The sequence below is a fragment of the Vibrio sp. 10N.222.49.C9 genome, assembly GCF_041474985.1.
Taxonomy (GTDB): Bacteria; Pseudomonadota; Gammaproteobacteria; order Enterobacterales; family Vibrionaceae; genus Vibrio; species Vibrio crassostreae_C.
Map to the genome: position 1 here is coordinate 1 of NZ_JBFRVD010001578.1, position 329 is coordinate 329.

Sequence of the window (329 nt, forward strand, 5' to 3'; positions counted from 1 at the left end):
GTATTAACACTCTGTTTTCGTTTACCGCTTAGGTATCTAACTGCATCTGCTTTTTCTTCTTCATCTTCATTGTCGAGTACACAGAGAAGACAGCTAACACAATAAAGGCCAAAGCAATCGGTCTTTCATACAGGAATGACCAAGAGTTATCGTACATCAGCAAGGCTTTACGCAGATTGGTCTCCGCCATTGGACCAAGGATGATGGCAAGAAGTATTGGCGAAGAGGGTATATCCATTTTGCCTAACACAAAGCCTAAAATACCAAAGGCAATCGCAATACCCACATCAAACATTGAGTTGTTAATCGCGTATGCACCGACCACTGAC

Annotated in this window: 1 protein-coding gene; it reads right to left on the bottom strand. The window is 42.6% G+C overall.

The window, feature by feature from the left end; all coding sequences use genetic code 11:
- Positions 1 to 28: 28 nt before the first annotated feature.
- Positions 29 to 329: tripartite tricarboxylate transporter permease (locus tag AB4585_RS29340; protein ID WP_372172345.1), on the bottom strand; the 301-nt coding region annotated here is incomplete at its 5' end.